The sequence below is a fragment of the Streptomyces monashensis genome, from assembly GCF_001866665.1.
Classification (GTDB): Bacteria; Actinomycetota; Actinomycetes; order Streptomycetales; family Streptomycetaceae; genus Streptomyces; species Streptomyces monashensis.
Map to the genome: position 1 here is coordinate 73,527 of NZ_MLYO01000029.1, position 23,453 is coordinate 96,979.

Annotated in this window: 20 protein-coding genes and 1 riboswitch; of the genes, 14 read left to right on the forward strand and 6 right to left on the reverse strand. The window is 71.4% G+C overall.

Annotated elements, in window-relative coordinates:
• Positions 1-427: 427 nt before the first annotated feature.
• From BIV23_RS17750 to BIV23_RS17770, 5 genes are all read left to right on the forward strand, one after another.
• Positions 428-949 carry a DUF1453 family protein gene (locus BIV23_RS17750; RefSeq protein WP_071381849.1) on the forward strand — a complete coding sequence of 174 codons (522 nt, stop codon included), beginning with the start codon at positions 428-430 and terminating at the stop codon, positions 947-949.
• The gene (locus tag BIV23_RS17755) at positions 946-2,097 is read left to right on the forward strand and encodes a sensor histidine kinase (RefSeq protein ID WP_071381850.1); all 1,152 of its coding nucleotides are present in this window, start codon (positions 946-948) and stop codon (positions 2,095-2,097) included. The genes BIV23_RS17750 and BIV23_RS17755 overlap by 4 nt, the downstream gene beginning before the upstream one ends.
• Positions 2,094-2,786 (forward strand): response regulator transcription factor, encoded by a 693-nt coding sequence (locus BIV23_RS17760; RefSeq protein ID WP_071381851.1) that lies wholly within the window; start codon positions 2,094-2,096, stop codon positions 2,784-2,786. The genes BIV23_RS17755 and BIV23_RS17760 overlap by 4 nt, the downstream gene beginning before the upstream one ends.
• A 69-nt stretch (positions 2,787-2,855) precedes the next feature.
• Entirely contained in the window at positions 2,856-3,404 is a 549-nt protein-coding gene (locus BIV23_RS17765; protein ID WP_079173216.1) for a DUF485 domain-containing protein, read from the forward strand.
• Positions 3,401-4,993, forward strand: a complete 1,593-nt coding sequence (locus BIV23_RS17770; RefSeq protein WP_071381853.1) for a solute symporter family protein — start codon at positions 3,401-3,403, stop codon at positions 4,991-4,993. Before BIV23_RS17765 ends, BIV23_RS17770 begins: the two co-directional genes overlap by 4 nt.
• 16 nt (positions 4,994-5,009) lie before the next feature.
• Here BIV23_RS17770 and BIV23_RS17775 read toward each other — a convergent pair whose 3' ends face one another.
• The gene (locus BIV23_RS17775; protein ID WP_071381854.1) at positions 5,010-5,702 is read right to left on the reverse strand and encodes a response regulator; all 693 of its coding nucleotides are present in this window, start codon (positions 5,700-5,702) and stop codon (positions 5,010-5,012) included.
• 158 nt (positions 5,703-5,860) lie between these two features.
• On the opposite strand from BIV23_RS17775, the gene BIV23_RS17780 reads away from it, so the two are divergent.
• The 3 genes from BIV23_RS17780 to BIV23_RS17790 all read left to right on the forward strand — a co-directional run bounded on the left by BIV23_RS17780 (position 5,861) and on the right by BIV23_RS17790 (position 8,652).
• The gene (locus BIV23_RS17780; RefSeq protein WP_071381855.1) at positions 5,861-6,676 is read left to right on the forward strand and encodes an ABC transporter ATP-binding protein; all 816 of its coding nucleotides are present in this window, start codon (positions 5,861-5,863) and stop codon (positions 6,674-6,676) included.
• Positions 6,666-7,529, forward strand: coding sequence for an ABC transporter permease (locus BIV23_RS17785; RefSeq protein WP_071381856.1), 864 nt, complete (start codon positions 6,666-6,668; stop codon positions 7,527-7,529). Before BIV23_RS17780 ends, BIV23_RS17785 begins: the two co-directional genes overlap by 11 nt.
• Positions 7,530-7,596: 67 nt before the next feature.
• A complete protein-coding gene (locus BIV23_RS17790; protein WP_071381857.1) occupies positions 7,597-8,652 on the forward strand; it encodes an ABC transporter substrate-binding protein in 1,056 nt (351 codons plus the stop codon).
• Positions 8,653-8,670: 18 nt separating this feature from the next.
• Here BIV23_RS17790 and BIV23_RS17795 read toward each other — a convergent pair whose 3' ends face one another.
• The 4 genes from BIV23_RS17795 to BIV23_RS17810 form a co-directional block, all read right to left on the reverse strand.
• Complete coding sequence (locus tag BIV23_RS17795) at positions 8,671-9,351, reverse strand: DUF7342 family protein (RefSeq protein ID WP_071381858.1); 681 nt, start codon at positions 9,349-9,351, stop codon at positions 8,671-8,673.
• Complete coding sequence (locus tag BIV23_RS17800; protein ID WP_071381859.1) at positions 9,348-11,045, reverse strand: ATP-binding protein; 1,698 nt, start codon at positions 11,043-11,045, stop codon at positions 9,348-9,350. The genes BIV23_RS17795 and BIV23_RS17800 overlap by 4 nt, the downstream gene beginning before the upstream one ends.
• A gap of 87 nt (positions 11,046-11,132) precedes the next feature.
• On the reverse strand, positions 11,133-12,074 hold the full coding sequence (locus tag BIV23_RS17805) for a ferredoxin family protein (RefSeq protein ID WP_071381860.1): 942 nt from the start codon (positions 12,072-12,074) through the stop codon (positions 11,133-11,135).
• A gap of 77 nt (positions 12,075-12,151) precedes the next feature.
• Positions 12,152-13,408: a citrate synthase gene (locus BIV23_RS17810; protein WP_071381861.1), complete on the reverse strand. Its 1,257-nt coding sequence runs from the start codon at positions 13,406-13,408 to the stop codon at positions 12,152-12,154.
• Positions 13,409-13,533: 125 nt separating this feature from the next.
• Here BIV23_RS17810 and BIV23_RS17815 point away from each other — a divergent pair, with 125 nt between their 5' ends.
• Together BIV23_RS17815 and BIV23_RS17820 are read left to right on the forward strand one after the other, a co-directional pair.
• Positions 13,534-14,700: a citrate synthase/methylcitrate synthase gene (locus tag BIV23_RS17815; RefSeq protein ID WP_071381862.1), complete on the forward strand. Its 1,167-nt coding sequence runs from the start codon at positions 13,534-13,536 to the stop codon at positions 14,698-14,700.
• Positions 14,701-14,765: 65 nt separating this feature from the next.
• Positions 14,766-15,836, forward strand: coding sequence for a CobW family GTP-binding protein (locus BIV23_RS17820; protein WP_071381863.1), 1,071 nt, complete (start codon positions 14,766-14,768; stop codon positions 15,834-15,836).
• On the opposite strand, the gene BIV23_RS17825 is transcribed toward BIV23_RS17820, so the two are convergent.
• Positions 15,833-18,292, reverse strand: a complete 2,460-nt coding sequence (locus BIV23_RS17825) for a DNA gyrase/topoisomerase IV subunit A (protein ID WP_071381864.1) — start codon at positions 18,290-18,292, stop codon at positions 15,833-15,835. The two genes, BIV23_RS17820 and BIV23_RS17825, sit on opposite strands and share 4 nt — an antisense overlap.
• Before the next feature lie 269 nt (positions 18,293-18,561).
• Between BIV23_RS17825 and BIV23_RS17830 the strand changes: the two genes are divergently transcribed.
• From BIV23_RS17830 to BIV23_RS17845, 4 genes are all read left to right on the forward strand, one after another.
• Positions 18,562-19,956, forward strand: coding sequence for a M16 family metallopeptidase (locus BIV23_RS17830; RefSeq protein WP_071381865.1), 1,395 nt, complete (start codon positions 18,562-18,564; stop codon positions 19,954-19,956).
• Positions 19,957-19,973: 17 nt separating this feature from the next.
• Positions 19,974-21,356 carry a M16 family metallopeptidase gene (locus BIV23_RS17835; protein ID WP_071381899.1) on the forward strand — a complete coding sequence of 461 codons (1,383 nt, stop codon included), beginning with the start codon at positions 19,974-19,976 and terminating at the stop codon, positions 21,354-21,356.
• Between the two features lie 210 nt (positions 21,357-21,566).
• Positions 21,567-21,725, forward strand: a riboswitch (cyclic di-AMP (ydaO/yuaA leader).
• A 12-nt stretch (positions 21,726-21,737) separates the two neighbouring features.
• A complete protein-coding gene (locus tag BIV23_RS17840; RefSeq protein ID WP_071381866.1) occupies positions 21,738-22,478 on the forward strand; it encodes a M23 family metallopeptidase in 741 nt (246 codons plus the stop codon).
• Between the two features lie 217 nt (positions 22,479-22,695).
• Positions 22,696-23,382, forward strand: a complete 687-nt coding sequence (locus tag BIV23_RS17845) for a GntR family transcriptional regulator (protein WP_071381867.1) — start codon at positions 22,696-22,698, stop codon at positions 23,380-23,382.
• The last annotated feature ends 71 nt before the right edge of the window (positions 23,383-23,453 follow it).

Sequence of the window (23,453 nt, forward strand, 5' to 3'; positions counted from 1 at the left end):
GTCGTGGCGTCCGTCGGCTCAGCCGAGTCCCCGTTGCCTTCCCCGGCTGATCGGGGTCGGCCGTCGCACTCCCACGACACCTTGCCCCAGGTCCTCCGCATCCCGTCGCCCCCGAGCTGTCACCCCCACCCGGATTCGGGGCCCCGACGCCCTGCCGATCTCCCGCTGTGACCCGGCCCGCGGTGCACCCCTGCCAGGTGCAGCACCACGTCCCGTGGCATCCCGAGCCCTGCCCCGGCACCTCCTGCTCCGCCCCGTCCCTGAGTCTCCTCCGCCCGGCCTCTACACCCGTGGGTGGAGAAGAGCCGCCCGAGGTTTCCACCCGTGATCCACCTCCGCTCCGATCTCCGGACCTGGGAGTTTCCGTAGCGTCGTCGGTGTCGGCAGCGCATGCTCCGGCACCACCTTCTCGCTCACGGAGGCTCTGATGTCCGCGCTCGTCAACGTGCTGGTGATCGTGGCCGTGGTCGCCATAGTGATCGCGCGGCAGTTCCGTGCCCGCTCGATCAACACCGACCGGCGCTGGTGGCTGATCCCCGTGATCCTCGCCGTCGTCGCGCTGCGCGAGCCCGGCATCCTCGACGCACATCACCGCACGGAGTCCGCCGCGTTGCTCGCGGTGGAGATGCTCATAGGCCTGGCCATGGGCGCCGGCTGGGCCTGGACGACCCGCATCTGGACCGCTCCGGACGGCGTCGTGTGGACCAAGAGCACCAAGGCGAGCGGCGCCGTGTGGGCCGTGGGCATCGTCCTGCGGATCGGTATCTACGCCCTCGGCACCGCGCTGGGCCTGCACCAGGACAGCTCGGCCCTGATGCTCGGCCTCGCCGGCACCCTGCTGGTCCGCGGCGGCGTCCTGGTCTGGCGGGCCCAGTCCCTCGGCACCGCGACCCGTCCCTCCCCGGCGTACGGTGACGACATGTGGACGGCCCGGAAGGAGAGCGTGTGACGGAGAACCTCTGGACCCGCTGGCCGTCGCGCGAGGCGCTCGGCCGTGCGGGAATCAGCCGGCCCCGGCGCATGCTCGCCTGGGCCGTGCGGCTCCTCGTGCTCGCGCTGCTCCTGTGGGGCGCGTTCAACCAGAATCACGTCGGCCTCGCCGGAGGGCTCGCGGCAGCGGCCGGAGTCCTCCTGGCCGCCGCCGTCTCCTGGGCCTTCTTCCGGACCACCTACCAGCACCGGCTGGTGCCCTCCCTCGCGCTCATGGGCGTGCTCCTGGCCATCGCGGTCGCCGCCGAGGCCACGGGGTTCAGAGGACCGGCCCTGTTGCTCTGGTGCGGATGCGGGATCAGCGCCCTGGAGCGGCTGCCGCTCGCGGCGGCCGTGCCCGTGACCTCGGTGGCCCTGGCGTCGTACTCCGCGTTCAACAACGACGTCTGGCTGACCACGGCCGCCACGGTGGCCGGCATGGCCCTCGCCGGATACGTCCTGCGGCTGGACGCCGAAGCCCGCGGCAACGCGCAGCGGCTGCTCGCCCAGGAGCGGGCGGCCCGGGCCGCCGAGGCCGAGTCCGCGGCACTGGCCGAGCGAACCAGGATCGCGCGCGAGATCCATGACGTGCTGGCCCACAGCCTCTCGGCTCAGCTCGTGCACCTGGAGGCGGCCCGGCTGCTGATCGAGAACGGCGCCGACCGCGAACGGATCCTGGAGCGCGTGGTGGCCGCGCGCGGAATGGCCCGCGACGGGCTCGCGGAGACCCGGCAGGCGCTGTCGGCGCTGCGGGGCGAACTGACCCCGCTGGAGCAATTCTTGAGCGAACTCGTCACCGGAGCCGACGGCGCCGAGGTCACTGTCACGGGTGAGCGCAGACCACTGTCGGCCGAGGCCTCCCAGGCCGTACGCCGGGTCGCCCAGGAGGCGCTCACCAACATCCGCAAGCACGCCCAGGGCGCCAAGGTGCAGCTGCGGCTCGACTACAGCGACCACGAAGTGACATTGAACGTGAGGGACTCGGGCGGTCTGCCGGGCGAACTCACCGGATCCGGCGGCGGGTACGGTCTGCTGGGTATGCGCGAGCGTGCCGAGCTGCTGGGCGGCTCACTGGACGCGGGGCCGGACGAGGAGGGGTTCGTGGTGACGCTGAAGGTGCCGGTATGACCGAGGCGGAGGGAGAGAAGAAGCCCGCGCGGGTGGTGGTCGCCGACGACCAGACCGTGGTCCGGGAAGGCATCGTGATGCTCCTCGGGCTGCTGCCCGGCGTGGAGGTCGTCGGTGCGGCGGGAGACGGCGAGGAGGCGGTGCAGCTGGTGGGCGAACTCGCGCCGGATGTTGTCCTGATGGACCTCAGGATGCCCCGCTGCGACGGCGTGGAGGCCACCCGGCGGATCCGGTCGCAGTACCCCGGGACCCAGGTCGTCGTGCTCACCACGTATGCGGACGACGAGTCGCTGTTCCCCGCGCTGCGCGCAGGTGCCCGCGGCTATCTGACCAAGGATGCCGGCGGCGACGAGATCGTGCGGGCCGTGGAGAGCGTGCTGTCGGGGGACGCGGGGCTGTCGCCCAGTGTGCAGCGCAGGCTGCTGGAACGGCTGTCGCAGCCCGAGCACCCGCCCGAGCCGGCGCCCACCGATGTCGCGCCCGACGGGCTGACCGCACGCGAGACCGAGGTCCTGGTGCTGATCGCCGACGGGCTCAGCAACCAGGAGATCGCCCGCAGGCTGCATGTGTCGACGGCGACGGTGAAGACGCACATCAACAACCTCTTCGCCAAGACGGGCCTCAAGGACCGGGCACAGGCGGTGCGTTACGCCTACGGCAAGGGGCTGGTGAGGCCGCCCACGCAGTGAATCACCTGATGGGGTGAAGAGCCGGGGGAAGAAGAGTCAGGGATCTTCCCGATCTGTCCATCCTTGGGCATGCAGTCAAGCAACGACCGTGCCCGCGGATCCGGGGACGGTCCCGAGAGTTCGGGCGGGAGCCAGGAAGAGCACGGCACGCCCTCGCACGACGCGATGTACGGGGACCCTTGGTACGACACGCTGGCGTCCGGCTGGGGCGAGCTGGACGGCGCGGGCATGCCGGCGTCGGTGGTGCCGTCCGCTCGCGGGGAGCAGAGCGGACCGTCGCTGCGCGCGCGTGACGTGTACGTCGAGGTGCAGCGCAGCGCGGCCTTCCAGGAGGTGCGCAGCAGGTACCGGCGGTTCGTCGTGCCGGGAGTCGTCACCTTCCTCGTCTGGTACGTGGGGTATGTGGTCGCCGCCACGGCCGCGCCCGGACTCATGGCCCGGCCCGTGGCGGGAGCGGTCAACGTGGGCATGTTGGCCGGGCTCGGACAGTTCCTCACCACGTTCCTGCTCACCTGGGCCTACGCCCGGCACGCGCGGCTGCGGCGGGACCGGGCGGCGCTGGAGCTGCGCTGGGACACCCAGGAACTGACCCGTGAGGCGCGGGGAGGTGCCTCGTGACCGGGGGCCATCAGACGCTGGCGCTACTGCTGTTCAGCGCTTTCGTGGCCGTCACTCTCGGGATCACGACGTGGGTGAGTCGGCGACGGCGCGGTTCGGCCGAGGAGTTCTACGCGGGCGGACGGTTGTTCTCCCCGATGGAAAATGGTTTCGCCATCGCGGGTGACTACATGTCGGCGGCCTCCTTCCTCGGCGTCACGGGGCTGATCGCGCTCTACGGATACGACGGGCTGCTGTATGTCGTGGGCTTCCTGGTGGCCTGGCTGGTGGTGCTGTTCCTGGTGGCCGAACTGGTGCGCAACTGCGGGCGGTTCACCCTGGCCGACGTGGTCGCCGCGCGGATGAGCGAGCGGCCGGTGCGGATCGCCGCGGGAACGTCCTCGGTGACGGTGTCCGTCCTGTATCTGGTGGCGCAGATGGTCGGCGCGGGCAGCCTGGTGGCTCTGCTGCTGGGGCGCACGGGTGGGGCGGCCCGGGCCTGGACGGTCATCGTGGTCGGCGCGCTCATGGTGATCTATGTGTCGCTGGGCGGGATGCGGGCCACCACCTGGATCCAGATCGTGAAGGCGGTGCTGCTGCTCAGCGGGACGGTCGTGCTGACCGTGCTCGTTCTGCTGCGCTTCCACGGCGACTTCGACCGGCTGCTCCTCACGGCGGCGGACCGCAGCGGTCACGGCAGGGCGTTCCTGGCGCCGGGCCTGAAGTACGGCGGGAGCTGGACCGCCCGCCTCGACTTCATCAGCCTCGGGCTCGCCCTGGTGCTGGGCACGGCGGGGCTCCCGCACATCCTGTCCCGCTTCTACACCGTGCCCACCGCACGGGCCGCCCGCCGTTCCGCTGTGTGGTCCATCGGGCTGATCGGCGGCTTCTACCTGATGACGATCGTCCTCGGCCTGGGCGCCGCCGCGGTGGTCGGGCCGGATGCCGTGCGTGATTCGAACGCCGCCGGGAACACGGCGGTGCCGCTCCTCGCCCTCGACCTGGGCGGCGGCGCGGGCTCCACCGGTGGAACGGTTCTGTTCGCAGTCGTCGCCGCCGTCGCCTTCGCCACGATCCTCGCCGTGGTCGCCGGCCTCACGCTCGCCTCGTCGGCCTCGGTGGCGCACGACCTGTACGCATCGCTGCGACGGAGGTCCGGCACACCGCGCGGCGAGGTCGTGGTGGCACGGTTCGCGGCGCTCGGCATCGGCGTCGTGGCGATCGCGCTCGGCCTGCTGGCCCGTGACCTCAACGTCGCCTACCTCGTGGGCCTGGCGTTCGCGGTCGCGGCGTCGGCGAACCTGCCCGTGCTGCTGTACTCGCTATTCTGGCGCTGCTTCACCACCCGCGGCGCGGTGTGGGCTGTGTACGGCGGACTGATCCCGGCGCTGGGGCTCGTCCTGCTGTCCCCGGTGGTCTCCGGCAGCCCGGACTCGCTGTTCCCGGGCGTCGACTTCCAGTACTTCCCGCTCCAGAACCCCGGCATCGTCTCCATCCCGCTCGGCTTCGTGGCCGGCTGGCTGGGCACGGTCACCTCGGCCGAGGTCGCGGACGAGGCCAAGTACGCCGAGACCGAGGTGCGGTCGCTGACCGGTGCCGGGGCCGCGTAGCGCGCCGGAAGGATCGCTACGGCGCCACCCAGGCGTAGCGGTGCTCCGGACGGCCGGTGTCGCCGTACTTCAGGGAGAGGCGCAGTCGGCCCGCCTGTTCCAGGTGGCGGAGGTAGCGCTGGGCCGTGGAGCGGCTCAGGCCGGTCCTGGCGGCCACCTCGTGGGCCGACAGCGGCTGGCCGGCGTGGTGCAGGACGCCGCAGATCAGGTCCGTCGTGGGCTCCGAGTGGCCGCTCGGCAGGCCGGGCGCGGACGGTGCGGGGGCCGTGCGCAGTGCCCCGAAGATGCGGTCGACCTGTTCCTGGCCCGTCAGACCGTGGCCGCCCACCCGGTCCACGGTGCGGCGCAGGGCGGCGTAGGACTCCAGGCGGGTGCGCAGCGCGGCGAAGGTGAACGGTTTGACCAGGTAGTGCAGGGCGCCCAGGCGCATCGCCTGCTGAACGGTCGTCACCTCACTGGCCGCCGTGATCATGATGACATCCGTGCGGTGGCCCTGCTCACGCATGCGGTGAACGAGGTCGAGGCCGGTCCGGTCCGGCAGAAAGTGGTCGAGCAGCACCAGGTCGACGCTGCCGCGTTCGACGGCCGCCAGCGCCTGGGCGGCGCTGTGCGCGCGGGCGGTCACCCGGAACCCGGGAACCTTTCCCACGTACTTGGCGTTTATCTCTGCGACGCGGAAATCGTCGTCCACGACCAGGACGTCAATCATCAGGCCTCTCCTTCAAGGCCGACGAGCGTTAAGCCCGTGTTTCGGCTCCGCAGTTGTAGCGCGAGCAAAAAGATCACAACAGGCTCTTGCGAGCAAAAGAACGGCTTGTGCCCACAAGACTCCTGCTGCGGCCGGGGCCACACCTACCGTCCCGGGCCATGAGCGCACATACCAGCCCCGCCATCGAGTTGCGGGGCGCGAGCAAGACCTTCAGAACCCCGTCCGGGGGACTGCACACCGCCGTGCGCGGCCTGGACCTCACCGTGCGGCGCGGCGAGTTCGTGGCCGTCGTAGGACCGACCGGCTGCGGCAAGTCCACCACGCTGACGCTGGTCAGCGGCCTGGAGGAGCCCAGCGAGGGCGAGGTGCTGGTGGCCGGGGAGCCGGTCTGTGGCGTCGGCGACAAGGTCGGCTTCGTCTTCCAGCAGGACGCCACCTTCCCCTGGCGCACGGTGCTGTCGAACGTCATGGCCGGCCCGCGCTTCCGGGGCGTGCCGAAGACGGAGGCGAAGGAGAAGGCGCGGGACTGGCTGGCCCGGGTCGGACTCGCCGGCTTCGAGGACCGTTACCCGCACCAGCTCTCCGGCGGTCAGCGCAAGCGTGTCGCGCTCGCCGCCACGTTCGTCAACGACCCCCAGATCCTGCTGATGGACGAGCCGTTCTCCGCGCTCGACGTGCAGACCAGGGCGCTGATGTCGGACGAGTTGCTTGAGCTGTGGGAGGGTACGGGCGCCTCGGTCGTCTTCGTCACCCACGACCTGGAGGAGTCCATCGCGCTCGCCGACAGGGTGGTCGTGATGACCGCCGGACCCGCGACCGTGAAGCAGGTCTTCGACATCGCTCTGCCACGGCCGCGCAAGGTCGAATCGGTGCGCCTGGAGCCGCGGTTCATCGAGATCTACCGCGAGATCTGGGAGTCGCTCGGCGAAGAGGTCCGCATCACCCGCGAGAGGGGTACCGCCCGTGTCGCCTGACGTGATCAGCACACCGGCCGTCGAGACCGCGAAGGTTCCCGATCGCGCGCAGAGCCGCGCCCAGGCCGCCCGCCGCCGCAAGGTCTTCGTCAACGCCGTGCGCGTGGTGCTCCTGGTCGCCGTCCTCGGCCTGTGGGAGGGACTGTCCCGTGCCAAGGTGATCGACCCGTTCAACTTCTCGATGCCCTCGAAGATCTGGGACCAGATCTGGACCTGGGTGATGCACGGCACCGCGCTCGGTTCCCTGGGAGAACAGATCTGGTACACGCTCTACGAGGCACTGCTCGGCTGGATCATCGGTGTGATCGCCGGTGTTCTGCTCGGTATTGCGCTCGGGCGGATCAGATTGCTCGCCGAGGTGCTTGGTCCATACATCAAGGTGCTCAACTCGATCCCCAGGATCGTCCTCGCACCCATTTTCTTGATCTGGTTCGGCCTCGGCCCCTCCTCGAAGGTCGCCTCGGCCGTCGTGCTCGTCTTCTTCCCGGTGTTCTTCAACGCCTTCCAGGGCGCCCGGGAGGTGGACCGCAACCTCGTGGCCAACGCCCGCATCCTGGGCGCCAGCGACCGCAGGGTGACCCTCCAGGTGGTCATCCCGTCGGCCACCTCCTGGATCTTCACCAGCCTGCACGTCAGCTTCGGATTCGCGCTGATCGGCGCCATCGTCGGTGAGTACATCGGCGCCACCAAGGGCATCGGCCTGCTCGTCTCGCAGTCGCAGAACACCTTCAACGCGGCCGGCGTCTACGCCGCGATGGTCATCCTCGCGGTCGTCGCCCTCGTCGCCGAGGGGCTGCTGACCTTCGCCGAGCGCCGCATCTTCCGCTGGAAGCCCGCCGCTTCCGACGACTGACCGGCCTCCTCGGACCAGCCCCCCACGCCTCTCCCGCACCGCCCTCTCACAAGGACGTGACACCGCCATGCGCAAGACCGCCAGATACTCCTCCCTGGCCGCCGCCGGACTCCTCGCCCTCTCCTCGCTCACCGCCTGCGCCAACGACGCGGCAAGCTCCACGGCCGACACCGGCAGCGGCGGGGGCGGCAAGGGCGAGTCGGTCAAGATCATGGTCGGCGGCCTGGACAAGGTCATCTACCTGCCCGCGATGCTCACGCAGCGCCTCGGCTACTTCCGGGCGGAGGGACTCGACGTCCAGCTGCTCAGCGAGCCCGCCGGGGTCCAGGCCGAGACCGCGCTCGTCTCCGGCCAGGTGCAGGGAGCGGTCGGCTTCTACGACCACACCCTCGACCTCCAGGTGAAGGGCAAGCCGGTGGAGTCGGTCGTGCAGCTCTCCCACGCGCCCGGCGAGGTCGAGGTCGTCTCCGCCGAGGCGGCGGGCGATCTCACGTCGCCCAAGGACTTCAAGGGCCGCAAGCTGGGCGTGACCAGCCTGGGCTCCTCCACCGACTTCCTCACCAAGTACCTGGCGGTCAAGAACGGCGTCGACGTCAGCGAGTTCACGCCGGTCTCGGTCGGCGCCGGGCCGACCTTCATCGCGGCGCTCCAGAACGGCGCGATCGACGGCGGCATGACGACCGATCCGACCGTCGCGACGATCCTGGACAAGAAGGCGGGCAAGATCCTCCTCGACATGCGCACCCCCGAGGGCTCGCAGGAGGCGCTGGGCGGGCCGTACCCCTCGTCAAGTCTGTACATGAAGACGGACTGGGTGAACGGACACAAGGACACGGTCCAGAAGTTGGTCAATGCATTCGTCAAGACGCTCACGTGGATGTCCACCCACAGCGCCGACGAGATCGCCGCCAAGATGCCCGCCGACTACTCCCAGGGCGACAAGGCGCTCTACACCCAGGCCGTCAAGAGCACCCTGCCGATGTTCACCAAGGACGGCGTGATGCCCGAGGGCGGCCCCGAGACCGTGGAGAAGGTCCTCAAGTCGTTCAACCCCAACATCAAGAACGCCAAGGTCGACTTGAGCAAGACGTACACGACCGAGTTCGTGAAGGCCGCCAAGTAGCAGGCAAGACATGCCCGTTCAGACGCGGGGCGCCCACACGTAACGGTGTTCGGGGCGGCCCGCGTCGCCGTACTTGAGAGTGAGCCGCGCCCGTCCTGTGCGTTCCAGGAGTTTCAGATAGCGCTGGGCGGTCTGCCGGCTCACCCCCGTCCGCTCGGCGATCTCCTGTGCGGACAGCGGCTCCTGAGCATGCATCAGTGCCTGACGCACCAGCTCGGCCGTCGTGGGGGAGTGGCCCTTGGGCAGGCCGGGCTCCGACGGCGCGGACAGCGCGCCGAAGATTCGGTCCACCTCGGCCTGTTCGGCCTCCCCGCCGCCGTTCAGGGTACGCCGCAGCTCCGCGTACGCCTCCAGCTTGCTCCGCAAGCCGGCGAAGGCGAACGGCTTCACCAGGTACTGCAGCGCCCCGTGTCGCATGGCGGCCTGCACGGTCGACACGTCCCGTGCCGCCGTCACCATGATCACGTCGGACTGATGGCCGCGCCGGCGCATCTCACGGACGACCGACAGCCCGGTGTCGTCCGGCAGATAGTGGTCCATGAGCACCAGGTCCACCCGCGCCAGCGTCTCCACCAGACGCAGCGCTCCGGCCGCGCTGTGCGCCTCGCCCGCCACGTGGAAGCCCGGGACCTTCTCGACGTAGGCGGCGTTGACACGGGCGACGCGCAAGTCGTCGTCCACGACCAGGACCTCGATCATCGCGTCTCCTCCTCGGCGGCGGTGGGGGTGTGCTCGGGAGCCGGTGCGGCCGATCCCGTGAGCGCCGGTTCCAGGTCCGGTTCCGGCTCGGGGAGCGCCTCGGGCAGGACCACCGTGAACTCGGCACCGCCGCCGTCCGCGGTCCCCACCGTCGCCCTGCCGCCCTGCCGTTCGGCCAGCCGGTGCACCAGCGAGAGCCCGAGGCCCCGTTTGCCGTGCGCGGGCGGCTCCTTGGTGGACCAGCCCTCTGTGAAGATCAACTCCCGCTGGTCCGCCGGGATGCCGGGGCCGGTGTCGCGCACCCTGAGGACGACCGCACGCCCCTCAGTGCGCAGTTCGACCTCCACGCGCGCGTGGAGCGTGCCCGCGACCGCGTCCAGGGCGTTGTCCACCAGGTTGCCCACGACCGTGACCAGGCCCCGGGGATCGACCAGCCCGTTCGGGAGCCGGGTGCGCTCCGACACCCACAGGGCGACGCCGCGCTCGGCCGCCACGGTCGCCTTGCCGACCAACAGCGCCGCCAGCAACGGGTCCTGGATCTTCTCGGTGATCTGCTCGGCGGTGACCCGGTGGTCGCCGACCACCTCGCCGACGAACTCCACGGCGTCGTCGTACATGTCCAGTTCCAGCAGCCCGAGCAGGGTGTGCATGCGGTTGGCGTGCTCGTGGTCCTGGGCGCGCAGGGCGTCGATCAGCCCGCGGGTGGAGTCCAGTTCGCGCCCGAGCTGCTCCAGTTCGGTGCGGTCGCGCAGGGTGGCCACGGCGCCGCCGTCGCCGGTGGGCATCCGGTTGGCGACCAGGACGCGCTGACCGCGCACGGTGAGCAGATCGGTACCGGTGACGCGACCGGTCAGGACATCGGTCGTACGGCCCTCGCCGAGTGCCTCGTCCGGCGTGCGGCCGACCGCCTCGTCACCGATGCCCAGCAGCCGCCGCGCCTCGTCGTTGAGCAGCCGGACGCGGCCGCCGCGATCGAGGGCCACCACGCCCTCGCGGATGCCGTGCAGCATCGCCTCGCGCTCCGCGAGCAACGCCGAGATGTCGGAGAAAGCCAGGTCACGGGTCTGCCGCTGGACCCGGCGGGAGATCACCCAGGCGGCCAGCGCGCCCACCGCGAGTGCGCCCCCGGCGTACGCGAACAGCCCCGGGATCGCGCTGATCAGCCGTGCCCGCACACTGTCGTACGCGATGCCGACGGAGACCGCGCCGACGATCCGGTGGCCGGCGTCGTACAGCGGCACCTTGCCGCGGGCCGAGCGGCCCAGGGTGCCGTCGTCGATCTCCATGACCTGCCGGCCGGCCAGGGCTTCGCGGGGGTCGGTAGAGACGTGCGCGCCGATCTCCGACGGCGTGGTGTGCGACCAGCGCACGCCCCGCCGGTCCATCACCACGATGTACTCGGCGCGGGTGGCCCGCCGGATCCGTTCCGCCTCCCGCTGCACCGGTCCGTTCGTCGTCGGTTCGGTGGTCAGCACGCCCTCGGCGATCTGCGGGTCCTGGGCCGTGGTCTGGGCGATGGCCAGCGCGCGGCGCATCGCCTCGTGGTCCAGCTGCTTGCTCAGCGGCGCCAGGAACAGCCCGGTCGCCAGCACCGCCACTCCCGCCGCGATCGTCACCTGCATGAGCAGCACCTGGGAGAACGCCCGTCGCGGCAGACCCAGGCGCAGACGGCGGGCGGGGGGACGGGGGCTCATGGGGACGACGTTACGTGGGAAGGTCCCGTGTGCCCCAGGGGTTGTGGTGGGGATCTCTTGACCAATTCTTGAACGATGGGGCCATGCTCAGCTCGCCACTGCCGTCGGCCGCAGCTCGCGCACCGCCGTCACGTCCATCCGCGCGGGCGTGCCGAGCACTTCCGCGCCACAGCTCTCCGCGCGCGGCGGCAGCGACGCCCCCTGCGCCACGGTGACTCGCCACAGACGGCCGTCGGTATGGGCGACGGTGACCTCCCAGTGCGGGGCCGCGCCATCGGTCCGTGCGACGCTCAAAACGTCCGCGCGGTCCTCGCCCGCCGCCGTCCGGACGGCCAGCTCGGCCGCCTGGCCGGGCCGTTCCCACGCGGAGCACCCCCGGCATCCCTCGACCACCACGCGCCCCTCCCGGACGCCGTGCAGGGCCTCCTTGACGGTGTGCGCCCCGGCGCGGCCGTAGGCGTAGCCGTACGGCAGGACGAGCACCGTCGGCGAGAAGCGATGTCCACCCAGATGGGTGACCTCCCAGACCCCGCGCACCCCCGAGGCGGCCAGCTCGCCGGCGAGAGGGCGGCCCAGGAGGGCGCAACAGCGGTCGCGCTTGCCATTGGTGCACACGAGCGCGAGCGGTTCGCGCGGATGCGGGCGGCCGTCGAGCACGGCGCCGAACGAGTCGTGGTCGCCCGCGCCGAGAGCGGTGAAATCGAGGTCCAGCAGCCGTTCCGGGGCGCGGACGGTGGCGCTGTGCAGCCACACGTTTCCCGGAACGGTGTGGGCCGCGTACACATGCCGCAGCGGCGGCGTGCCGGGGTCGGCGTGCCGCCCGGGGCGCCGTATGAGGGCCACGCGGACGCCGGTTCCCTCGGCTGCCCGCTCCAGCGCCCGGCCCAGCCGGGGGTCCAGATGGCTCGAAGTGAGCGCCTTGGCACCCCACGGGCCGGGCTGTTCCAGCAGCAGCCACGTCGTCGCCGTGGCCGCCGTGCCGGAAACGGGCTCGTCGAGGCTCCGGGAGACGGTCGCGCACCTACTCACAGAGGTGAGCCTAACCTGACTCCGTGTGGGGCGACTTCCGGCCGTGCCATGTACTGCTCCGGCGGGGGGCGCGGGTCCTAGTCCGGCAGGGGCTGCGGCGGTCGGGTGCCGACGTAGTGGCCGACGGGGCGCATGCGCAGTGGGCGCTCGCCGTACTCCTCCAGCGCGTGCGCGATCCAGCCCGCCGTCCGGGCGACCGCGAAGATCGTCTCGCCGGCCGTGGCGGGCATGCCGCTGGACGCCGTGAACACCGCGAGGGCCAGGTCGACGTTGGCGTGCAGCGGGGTGTGCCGGGCGGTCGTGGCGACGATGTCCCGGGCGGCGAGCAGGGCGGACTCCGCGCTCGGCACCTGCTCCAGGAGACCGAACAGCACGCGCGCGCGGGGGTCCTCGCCCGCGTACAGCCGGTGGCCGAGTCCGGGAACACGGCGACCCGCACGCAGTTCGTCGGCGATCACCGGGACCGCCGTGCCCTGGTCGAGCACGTCGAGCAGTATGCGGTGGGCGCCGCCGCTCGCGGCACCGTGGAGCGGGCCCTCCAGGACGCCGAGCCCGGCCGAGACGGCCGCGTAGGCGTGTGCCCGGGCCGAGGCGGCGACCCGGACGGCGAGCGTGGACGCGGCCAGGTCGTGGTCGGCGAGCAGGGCGAGCGCGGTGTCCAGCACCCGCAGGGACGCCTCGTCGGCGGGGTGTCCGGTCAACCGGCCCCACAGCCGGTGGGCCAGCGGGCCGTCGTCCTTGTGGGTGTGCCGGACCGGGGGCAGCGCGGCGACGAGGGTGGGGATGAGGATCCGCGCGGTGTTCAGCACCGCGTCCTCGGACAGGTCGAAGCGCAGCGGGTCCTCGGCCGCCGCGGCGATCGCCGCCACCCGCAGCCGGTCGGTGGGGGAGGCGTGCTCGGACAGGGCGTTCACCGCGCGGCGGGCGACCTCGACCGTGGCGGCGGGGGCGGAGAACGCGACCCCCGGAGCCGGCCGGCCCGTCCACAGCCATTCCGCGACCTCCTCGTACGAGTGGCGCAGGGCCAGCTCGACGGCGTCCACGCCGCGGAAGAAGTAGCGGTCCTGCTCGATCAGCGTGATGCGGGTCCGCACCGACAGGTCGCCGCCGGAGCCCGGAGTCCCGGCCGCCTCACGCCGGTTGCGCCGGGCGAGGGCCTCGACCTCCTTCGCCTCGAAGGTGCTGGCCCGGCCACCTGGTTCGCGTCTGCTGCTGAGCAGGCCGCGGCTCACGTACGCGTAGACCGTCTCGGGCTTCACACCGAGCAGTTCGGCGGTCTCCTTGGTGGTCAGCCTTCGCCCGGGGCGGCCGGGGGCGGGTTCGTGATCGCGCATGGGGGTCACCGTAGCCGTCTCTGCACATCTTGATAGTGATATATTGATTCAATCAACGTTGACAAGAAAACAGTCAAGCATGGACAGTCGGATCAAGTCCAGGGAGGAAAACAGGGAGGGAATCCATGTCCGTCAACAGGACCGCCACTCCGCTCATCGAGGCCCCGCGCGGCCTCGCGGGCGTCGTCGTCACCGAGACCGAGATCGGTGACGTCCGGGGACAGCAGGGCTTCTACCACTACCGCCAGTACTCGGCCGTCGAACTCGCGCGGACCCGCGGCTTCGAGGACGTCTGGCACCTCCTGGTCCACGGCACGCTCCCGGACGCGCGGCGCCGGGCCGCCTTCGCGGCCGAGACCGCCGCGCTGCGCCGACTGCCCGCGGAGGCCCGCGCCGCGCTGCCCGCGATCGCCGCCGCGAGCCGGGTCTCCGGCCCGCTGTCCGGGCTGCGCACGGCCCTGTCACTGCTGGGCGCGTCCCAGGGCATGCGGCCGGTGTACGACATCGACGCCGGCCGGCGCCGCGCCGACACCCTGGCCGCCTGCGCGGCCGTACCCACCCTGCTCACCGCCCTGTACCGGCTCGGGCAGGGACTCGATCCGGTCGAGCCGCGCGAGGACCTCGCCCACGCGGCCAACTACCTGTACATGCTCACCGGCGAGGAACCCGAGCCGCGGCACGCCCGTGTGGTCGAGCAATATCTGATCTCCACCATTGACCATGGATTCAACCCGTCAACCTTCACCGCCCGGGTCATCGCCTCCACCGGCGCCGACGTGGTGGCCTGCCTGACCGGGGCCGTGGGTGCCCTGTCCGGGCCGCTGCACGGCGGCGCGCCCAGCCGGGCCCTGGACACCCTGGACGCCATCGGTACACCGGACCGGATCGACTCCTGGATCCGCGCACGGGTGCTCGGCGGCGACCGGATCATGGGGTTCGGACATGCCGTCTACCGCACGGAGGACCCCCGGTCACGGATGCTGCGGGAGATCGCCGAGAGCTTCGGCGGCCCGCGTGTCGCGTTCGCGGTGGAGGTCGAGCGGAAGGTCGAGGCGATCCTCGCCGAGCTGAAGCCCGGCCGCGAACTCCACACCAACGTCGAGTTCTACGCCGGCGTGGTCATGGAACTGTGCGGTCTGCCCCGCGAGATGTTCACCCCCACCTTCGCGGCGGCCAGGGTGGTGGGCTGGAGCGCCAACATCCTGGAACAGGCTGCCGATTCGAAGATCATCCGTCCCGTCGCCCGCTACGTCGGGCCGGAGCCCCCGGTGGCGGTGCCGGCTCAGCCGTGAGCCCGGCCCCGGGGCGCCGCTCTTATCCTGGACCGGCAGTCGGTCCACGTGAGAGAGGGCGCCCGTTGGGCAACAGCAGCACCCCGCAGCAGATCCCCGTCGTCGTACTCGCCGGATTCCTCGGCTCCGGGAAGACCACGCTCCTCAACCACCTCCTGCACCGCAGCGGCGGCAGCCGGATCGGCGCGATCGTCAACGACTTCGGGGCCATCGAGATCGACGCGATGGCCGTCGCCGGCGCCCTCGGCGACTCGACCGTCTCGCTCGGCAACGGCTGCCTGTGCTGCGCCGTCGACGCGAGCGAGCTCGACGTCTACCTGAACCGGCTCGCCGCCCCCGGCGTCGGCATCGACGTGATCGTCATCGAGGCCAGCGGACTCGCCGAGCCGCAGGAACTCGTGCGGATGGTGCTGGCCAGCGAGCACCCCGGGATCGTCTACGGCGGCCTGGTCGAGGTCGTCGACGCCGCCGAGTTCGACGACACCCGGGCCCGCCACCCCGAAGTCGACCGGCACCTCGCCCTCGCCGACCTCGTGGTGGTCAACAAGCTCGACCGGGCCGCGGACCGCGAGCGCGTGCTCGGCCTCGTGCAGTCCCTCGCCGACCGCGCAGCCGTCGTCCCGGCCACCTACGGCCGCATCGACCCGGAGTTCCTCTTCGACTGCAAGCCCAGCGGGGAGCGCATCGGGCAGCTGTCCTTCGACGACCTGCACGACCACACCGATGACGACGACCACACCGGTCATCTCCACACCGGCTACGACAGCCTGTCCTTCACCTCCGACCTGCCCATGGACCCGCGCGCGCTCATGCGGTTCCTGGACAGCCGGCCCGAGGGGTTGTACCGGATCAAGGGATACGTCGACTTCGGGCCGTACGACACTCGCAACCGGTACGCCGTGCACGCCGTCGGCCGGTTCCTGCGCTTCTACCCAGAGCCCTGGACCGGGGCCGGCGACCGGCTCACCCAGCTCGTGCTGATCGGCTCCGGCATCGACACCGGCACCCTGGGCAAGGAGCTGGAGGCGGCCAGGAACGACGCCCCACACGCCGACGAACACGGCATGTGGGGCGTCCTGAGGTACGTCCAGGGGCCTCAGGAGACGGAGGCCGGGCCGCAGGACCCGCCGGCCTAGAAGGCCGGTCCCGCGACCACCGAGACCGTCTTCGGCAGCGACGTACCCGAGCCGTCCCGGCGCGGGTCCAGCTCCGGCAACTCGGCCGGGGCACCGGTCTTCTGGGCCGCGCGCGCGGGAACCGGGCCCGCCCAGGCCAGCGACAGGCAGTCCTCGCCCTTCAGGAACCGCTGGCAGCGCACGCCGCCCGTGGCCCGGCCCTTGCGCGGGTACTGGTCGAACGGGGTCAGCTTGGCCGTCGTCTGCACGGAGTCGTCCAGCGTGCCGCGCGAGCCCGCCACCGTGAAGACCACCGCGTCGGCGGCCGGGTCGACCGCCGTGAACGAGATCACCTTGGCGCCGTCGGTGACCTTGATGCCCGCCATACCGCCCGCCGGGCGGCCCTGCGGGCGCACGATGGACGCCTGGAAGCGCAGCAGCTGTGCGTCGTCCGTGATGAACACCAGGTCCTCGTCGCCGGTGCGCAGCTCCACCGCGCCGACGATCCGGTCGCCCTCCTTGAGCGTGATGACCTCCAACTCCTCCTTGTTGGACGGGTAGTCGGGCGCCACCCGCTTGACGACGCCCTGCTCCGTGCCGAGCGCGAGGCCCGGGGACGACTCGTCGAGCGTGGTCAGGCAGACCACCGTCTCGTCGTCCTCCAGGGACACGAACTCCGCGAGCGGGGCGCCCCCGGCGAGGTTCGGCGCGCTCGCCGTCGGCGGCAGCTGGGGCAGGTCGACCACGTTGATCCGCAGCAGCCGGCCCGCCGAGGTCACCGCGCCGATCTCACCGCGCGCGGTCGCCGGCACCGCCGAGACGATCACGTCGTGCTTGACGCGCTTCGCGTCGGCCCCCTCCGGGACCGCCTCGTCGGCCGCCGTACGGGCCAGCAGCCCGGTCGAGGACAGCAGCACCCGGCACGGGTCGTCGGCCACCTGGAGCGGCACCGCGGCCACCGGGGCGCCCGCGGACTCCAGCAGGACCGTACGCCGGTCGGTGCCGAACTTCTTGGCCACGGCGGCCAGTTCGGCCGAGACCAGCTTGCGCAGCTCCGCGTCGGACTCCAGGATCCGGGTCAGCTCCTCGATCTCCGCGGTGAGCCTGTCCTTCTCCGCCTCCAGCTCGATGCGGTCGTACTTGGTGAGCCGGCGCAGCGGCGTGTCGAGGATGTACTGCGTCTGGATCTCGCTCAGCGAGAAGCGCTCCATCAGGCGCTGCTTGGCCTGCGCGGAGTTCTCGCTGGAGCGGATCAGCCGGATGACCTCGTCGATGTCGACCAGCGCGGTCAGCAGACCCTCGACCAGGTGCAGCCGGTCGCGGCGCTTGGTGCGGCGGAACTCGCTGCGCCGCCGGACCACGTCGAAGCGGTGGTCGAGATAGACCTCCAGCAGCTCCTTCAGGCCCAGCGTGAGCGGCTGGCCGTCCACCAGCGCCACGTTGTTGATGCCGAAGGACTCCTCCATCGGGGTGAGCTTGTACAGCTGCTCCAGGATCGCCTCCGGCACGAAGCCGTTCTTGATCTCGATGACCAGGCGCAGGCCGTGCTCGCGGTCGGTGAGGTCCTTGACGTCGGCGATGCCCTGGACCTTCTTCGCGTTGACCAGGTCCTTGATCTTCGCGATGACCTTCTCGGGGCCGACCGTGAAGGGCAGTTCGGTGATAACCAGGCCCTTGCGGCGGGCCGTCACCGTCTCCACCGACACCGTGGCACGGATCTTGAAGGTGCCGCGGCCCGTCGCGTACGCGTCGCGGACGCCGTCGAGGCCGACGATCCGGCCGCCGGTGGGCAGGTCCGGGCCCGGGACGTGCCTCATCAGCGCGTCCAGGTCGGCGTTCGGGTACCGGATCAGATGGCGGGCGGCCGCGATCACCTCGCCGAGGTTGTGCGGCGGCATGTTCGTCGCCATGCCGACCGCGATGCCCGAGGAGCCGTTGACCAGCAGGTTCGGGAAGGCGGCCGGCAGGGCCACCGGCTCCTGCTCCTGGCCGTCGTAGTTGGGCGCGAAATCGACCGTGTCCTCGTCGATCGACTCGGTCATCAGGCCCGTCGCCTCGGCCATCCGGCACTCGGTGTACCGCATCGCGGCCGGCGGGTCGTCGTTGCCCAGCGAGCCGAAGTTGCCGTGGCCGTCGACGAGCGGCACGCGCATGGAGAACGGCTGGGCCATGCGCACCAGGGCGTCGTAGATCGACGCGTCGCCGTGCGGGTGCAGCTTGCCCATGACCTCGCCGACGACACGCGCGCACTTCACGTAGGCGCGGTCGGGGCGCACGCCCATCTCGTTCATCTGGTACACGATCCGGCGGTGCACCGGCTTGAGGCCGTCACGGGCGTCCGGCAGGGCGCGCGAATAGATGACCGAGTACGCGTACTCGAGGTAGGAGCCACGCATCTCGTCCACGACGTCGATGTCGAGGATCTTCTCCTCGTACGAGTCGTCGGGCGGCGGGGTCTTCGTGCTGCGGCGGGCCATCCTGCCTGGCTCCTTGCTGAAGCGTTTGACGGATCTGACGCCGACCATTGTGGACCGAGGCACTGACAACCCGTGCCACGACCCGGTAACGGCGGCCCCGTCGGCCGCCGAAAGCCGCCTCGGCGCCCGTCCGGCACGGCGTGCGCGATCCGCTGTGGGCGTACGGCCCGCGGGAACTTCGCCGAGGTCCCGCGCGCTTTGCATACAGTGGCAGGCACGGCAGGAAAACCGCGGTTAGCACAACCGCCACCGCTCGCGAAGGGACGTACATGCCCATGGGTCACACGACCACAGCCGAGGCAGGCTCCGGGGGCCTGACAGCGACCGAGCACCGCCTGGCCAACGGTCTGCGCGTGGTGCTCTCCGAGGACCACCTGACCCCGGTGGCGGCGGTCTGCCTCTGGTACGACGTCGGCTCCCGCCACGAAGTCAAGGGGCGTACCGGCCTGGCTCACCTTTTCGAGCACTTGATGTTCCAGGGCTCGGGACAGGTGAAGGGCAACGGTCACTTCGAGCTGGTGCAGGGCGCAGGCGGCTCGCTGAACGGCACCACCAGCTTCGAGCGCACCAATTACTTCGAGACCATGCCCGCCCACCAGCTGGAGCTCGCGCTCTGGCTGGAGGCCGACCGCATGGGCTCGCTGTTGGCCGCCCTGGACGACGAATCCATGGAGAACCAGCGGGACGTCGTCAAGAACGAGCGCCGCCAGCGCTACGACAACGTCCCCTACGGCACCGCCTTCGAGAAGCTGACCGGCCTCTCGTACCCGGAGGGCCACCCCTACCACCACACGCCGATCGGCTCGATGGCGGACCTGGACGCGGCCACACTGGAGGACGCCCGCCAGTTCTTCCGCACCTACTACGCGCCGAACAACGCCGTGCTGTCCGTGGTCGGCGACATCGACCCCGTACAGACCCTCGCCTGGATCGAGAAGTACTTCGGCTCGATCCCCGCGCACGACGGCAAGCCCGCGCCCCGCGACGGCTCCCTGCCCGACGTCATCGGCGAGCAGAAGCGCGAGGTCGTCGTCGAGGAGGTCCCGGCGCGCGCCCTGATGGCCGCCTACCGGCTGCCGGAGGACGGCACGCGCGCGTGCGACGCGGCCGACCTCGCCCTGACCGTCCTCGGCGGCGGCGAGTCCTCCCGCCTCTACAACCGGCTGGTGCGCCGCGACCGTACGGCCGTGGCGGCCGGCTTCGGCCTGCTGCGCCTCGCCGGCGCGCCCTCGATGGGCTGGCTGGACGTGAAGGCCTCCGGCGACGTCGAGGTGCCGGTCATCGAGGCCGCCATCGACGAGGAGCTCGCCCGGTTCGCCGAGGAGGGTCCCACGCCGGAGGAAATGGAGCGCGCCCAGGCCCAGTTGGAGCGCGAGTGGCTGGACCGGCTCGGCACGGTGTCCGGCCGCGCCGACGAACTGTGCCGGTTCGCCGTCCTGTTCGGCGACCCGCAGCTCGCCCTCACGGCCGTGCAGCGCGTTCTCGCGGTGACCCCCGAGGAGGTCCAGGAGGTCGCCGAGGCCCGCCTGCGCCCCGACAACCGCGCGGTCCTCGTCTACGAGCCGAAGTCCCCGGAACAGGCCCCTGACGCCGACGTGCCCGAGGACCCGGAGCAGGAAGCGACCGTAGAGGCCGGCAACGAGAACGAGGAGACGGCCAAGTGACCGAGCAGCTCGCCAGCATGGACTTCCACCCTCAGCCGCGGCCCGGCGAGGCCAGGCCCTGGGCGTTCCCGGCTCCCGAGCGCGCGGCGCTCGACAACGGCCTGACGGTGCTGCGCTGCCACCGCCCCGGCCAGCAGGTCGTCGCCGTGGAGGTGCTGCTCGACGCGCCCCTGGACGCCGAGCCGGCCGGTCTGGACGGCGTCGCCACGATCATGGCGCGGGCCTTCTCCGAGGGCACCGACCGGCACTCCGCCGAGGAGTTCGCGGCCGAGCTGGAGCGCGCGGGCGCCACGCTCGACGCGCACGCCGACCACTCGGGCGTCCGCATCAGCCTGGAGGTGCCCGCCTCCCGCCTCGCCAAGGGGCTCGGCCTGCTCGCCGACGCCCTGCGCGCGCCCGCGTTCGCCGAGAGCGAGGTCGAGCGGCTGGTCCGCAACCGCCTGGACGAGATCCCGCACGAGCTGGCCAACCCCAGCCGCCGGGCCGCCAAGGAACTGTCCAAGGAGCTGTTCCCGGCGACCTCGCGCATGTCGCGCCCGCGCCAGGGCACCGAGGAGACGGTCGAGAAGATCGACGCGGCCGCCGTACGCGCCTTCTACGACCGCCATGTGCGCCCCGCGACGGGCACCGCGGTCGTGGTCGGTGACCTCACCGGCATCGACCTGGACGCCCTGCTCGGCGACACCCTGGGCGCCTGGAGCGGCACCCCGGGGCAGCCCCGGCCCGTGCCGGCCGTGACCGCCGACGACACCGGCCGCGTGGTCATCGTGGACCGGCCCGGTGCGGTCCAGACGCAGCTGCTCATCGGCCGCGTCGGCCCCGACCGGCACGACCGCGTGTGGCCCGCGCAGGTGCTCGGCACGTACTGCCTGGGCGGCACCCTCACCTCCCGCCTGGACCGCGTCCTGCGCGAGGAGAAGGGCTACACCTACGGTGTGCGCGCCTTCGGCCAGGTCCTGCGGTCCGCGCCCCCTTCTCCCGGAGGGGCTACGGGCGCCTCCCTGCTCGCCATCAGCGGCTCGGTGGACACGCCGAACACCGGTCCCGCGCTGGACGACCTGTGGAAGGTGCTGCGCACTCTCGCGGCGGAGGGCCTGACCGACGCCGAGCGGGACGTGGCCGTGCAGAACCTCGTCGGGGTGGCGCCGCTCAAGTACGAGACGGCGGCGGCCGTCGCGAGCACGCTGGCCGACCAGGTCGAGCAGCACCTGCCCGACGACTTCCAGGCGACGCTGTACCGGCAGCTGGCCGCCACGGGCACGGTGGAGGCCACGGCCGCCGTCGTGAACGCCTTCCCGGTGGACGGCCTGGTGACCGTCCTCGTCGGTGACGCCTCGCAGATCAAGGCGCCGGTGGAGGCGCTCGGCATCGGCGAAGTCAGCGTGGTCGCGGCCGAGTAGGGCACGCACGCGTGGGGCCCTGACCGCCTACGGGTCGTCAGGGCCCCTTGCTGTTCCGCTCTCTTCTCCAGATGCCCGATTTGAGGCGGAGGTTGCCTGTCTGCCCTGTGGGATGCGCTACAAAAGCCCGGTTCGGTTTGGGGACCGGCGCCAGGCCCGCCTAGCGTCGTCCGGGCTGTTCGTCAGGCAGTGCGCCGCGCCCGCGGCACCGGACAGCCATCGCCGAGTCCCCGTACGGCGCGAGCCAGGGGAGCCGGGGACCCAGTCCCCTGGGGTGAATCGGACGCCCACGCGTGCGCGTGGCGGCCGTAGGAGACCTTCCTGCTCCGAACCCGTCAGCTAACCCGGTAGGCGAGAGGGAAGGAAAGGACCAGCCACTCCATGGCGTTCATGTGCGCCACCGGGAAGCACCGCAAGCCCGGCCGGGTCACGCGCACCGCCGCTCAGGCGGCCGGCGTCGCGGCTCTCACCACCGGTGTCATCGGCACGCTCGCGGCGTCCCCCGCGTCCGCCGCCCAGAACTCCGTCGAGCAGACCGGCCTCACCCCGGTGATCAGCGTGGGCGACGACATCGCCGAGCAGATCGACGCGCAGGCAGCCGCCCAGCGGCAGGCCGCCGCGCAGAAGGCGGCCGAGCAGGCCGCGGCCCGGCGGGCCCAGGAGATCCGGGAGGCCAGGGCCCGCGCCGCACGCGAGGCCGAGCGCGAGCGGCTGAACCGCTTCGTCGCCCCGATCACGGACTCGTACGTCTCCACGGGCTACAAGGCCAGCAGCTCCCTGTGGTCCTCCGGTTCGCACACCGGCATCGACTTCCACGCGGCCGTCGGCACGCCCGTCCATGCGGTCGGCTCCGGCACCGTCGTCTCCACCGGCTGGGGCGGCGCGTACGGCAACGAGATCGTGATCCGGATGGCCGACGGCATGTACACCCAGTACGGCCACCTGTCGTCCATCGGCGTCACGGTGGGCCGGCAGGTCACCGCGGGCGAGCAGATCGGCCTGTCCGGCGCGACCGGCAACGTCACCGGCCCGCATCTGCACTTCGAGGCCCGTACGACCCCCGACTACGGCTCGGACGTCGACCCGGTCGCCTATCTCCGCAAGCACGGCGTGAACGTCTGACGCGCACGGCGCACGCGACACGGCATCCGAAGCCCCGGCTCACCGAGCCGGGGCTTTCGTCGTTTTCCGCGGTGTCCGCAGTGCGCTCAGGGGAGCCGCTGTCCAAAAAATATCCATGGATTCCGGCCCGCCGTCGGAAATTCTGGCTCATTGCAATAGAGTCACGGAACACGCGTCCATCGTCGACGCGTCACGGGGATTAAGGCGGAGGTCGGTCATGCGTATTCCGGCGCACTCGGTATGCACGGCGATCCGGGACGACATCGTCGCCGGTGTCCACGAACGCGGCAGCCGCCTCACCGAGGAAGTCCTGGCCCGTCGCTACGGCGTCTCGCGCGTGCCCGTCCGCGAGGCACTGCGCACGCTGGAGGCGGAGGGATTCGTGGTGACGCGCCGGCACGCGGGCGCGTGCGTGGCCGAGCCGACCGAGCGGGAGGCGGCCGACCTGCTGGAGATGCGGATGCTCCTGGAGCCGCTCGGCGCCGCCCGGGCCGCGCAGCGGCGCACGGAGGCGCATCTGAAGGTGCTGCGTGGCCTGGTCAGACTGGGTCAGGAGCGGGCCAGGCGGGGTAGTAGCGAGGATCTCCGGTCGCTGGGCGGCTGGTTCCACGAGACGCTCGCCCAGGCCTGCGCGAGCCCGTCGCTGACCTCAATGCTGACCCAGCTGCGCCACAAGATCGCCTGGATGTACGCGGTGGAGGCGCTGCCGAGCCCGGTCGAGTCCTGGGCGGAGCACGGCGCGATCGTGGACGCGGTGGCGCGCGGCGACGGCGAGCGCGCGCGGGCGCTCACGGCCCTGCACGGCGAGCGCGCGACGGCCGCGCACCGGCTTCGCTTTTCCGTGGGCGGCGAGGGCGTGAGAACTTCGCAACACGCCGTAAACATGAGCGGCCTGCGTCATTAACACGAGCGCCGTATACAAAGAAGAGTAATTCGGCGGAGGTGTATTCCTGCCGCCTGAATTCCGGTGTGTTC